This window comes from Leptospira semungkisensis (assembly GCF_004770055.1).
GTDB classification, from domain to species: domain Bacteria; phylum Spirochaetota; class Leptospiria; order Leptospirales; family Leptospiraceae; genus Leptospira_B; species Leptospira_B semungkisensis.
This window is the reverse complement of sequence record NZ_RQEP01000026.1, coordinates 1-1,288: the sequence shown is the minus strand read 5'-3', so window position 1 is coordinate 1,288 and position 1,288 is coordinate 1. Positions and strand designations below refer to the sequence as shown.

Annotated in this window: 2 protein-coding genes; both read right to left on the bottom strand. The window is 34.0% G+C overall.

The features are described from left to right. Positions 1-362: hypothetical protein (locus EHO59_RS18130; protein ID WP_135589888.1), on the bottom strand; the 362-nt coding region annotated here is incomplete at its 3' end. Positions 363-561: 199 nt separating this feature from the next. Further along, positions 562-1,288, bottom strand: a 727-nt coding sequence (locus EHO59_RS18225) for an AbiTii domain-containing protein (RefSeq protein ID WP_167882146.1), incomplete at its 5' end; no start/stop codon positions are given.

Sequence of the window (1,288 nt, the reverse complement as noted above, 5' to 3'; positions counted from 1 at the left end):
TGAACAATAACATAATTTTTAAATTCCCATTGATGCTCAGGATAATTTTGACTATTCATACCAACCTTTGTTGGCTCTCCAAAGGTTTTTAATATATATATTTCAAATTCTTCCCACGATTTTTTTTGATTAGGATATGATGATCGAAAGAATTCAAATTCTTTAATTGTCTTATCATGCCTATTGAAATGAATACCCAATTTGCAAGATAGTCCTCCAAAAATGATGACATCAAGGACATAATATCCTCTAGTAACTTTATGCAATTTATCATTGTTGAAAATTTTGGAAATTTCATCTTCCTTAGTTGCCCATGGAATAGACCTATTTGGTATATCTATTTTTAATCCGATTTCAAACATATCCTTTCTCAGATGCTATTAATTATTGTGCTTATTTCGCCTAACGACCAAGGCTTGACGACGTTCGCAACGGCACGAACTTGCGTAAGCAAGTGTAGTGACGAAAGCAAATGTGGCGTAGCCCGAGCGAGAGTCGCGTAGCGATCTCGAAGCGAAGCGTCAGAGCCGATAGTTAGGCGAAGTTGCAATTTTAATAAATTTATTTTACGACCTTATCTATCTCATAAATGATGCCTGAAGCAATTAAACTGCCAGTAACGCCTTCAAGAACATTTCTGAGAGTCGAGATTAGATTTTTGAATTTGAAGTGATCTTTATCCTTTATAGATACTGACAGATTTCCTAGTAAGCTTTCAAAATTGGCCAAATCTCCTTTATTCTTAAAGTCGAGGACTCCTTTATTCGAGTTGATAATTTCTAATAATTTTTCGTATTCGTGCCAAGTGTTGTATGTGTTCTGCATTTCTTGTTTCGAATTATTTGAATTTGATTGAGTCATTACTTGACCTAACTGATTGCCGTAGATGATTGTTCCATAATTATTTAATGATGATAAAGCGAGATCTTTCTCCTTTTCTGTAAAAGTAAAACCTTCACCTAAAATACCGTCCTTCTCTAATTCCAAGGCCCAATTCAATATTAAGTTTCTAACATTTTCTATTATGCGCTTCAAGCTGGAATGAGAAATCTTTATATAAGGTATTATTCCCATAGATGCAGCATCTGGAAATAATTGATTTATCGTCGCCCAATCTAATGGAATTTGTATAACTGAATTTTTAGGATTAGTATATAGCTCATGAATTTCTGATATCGATTCGGCTAATGGCCTTACTGTAAGTATTTTTTCAATTTTCGGATCTTGAACAATAACAGGAATTATTCCTCGCATTGGGTTATTAGCTTGTAAAGTCCCCTTCACAATC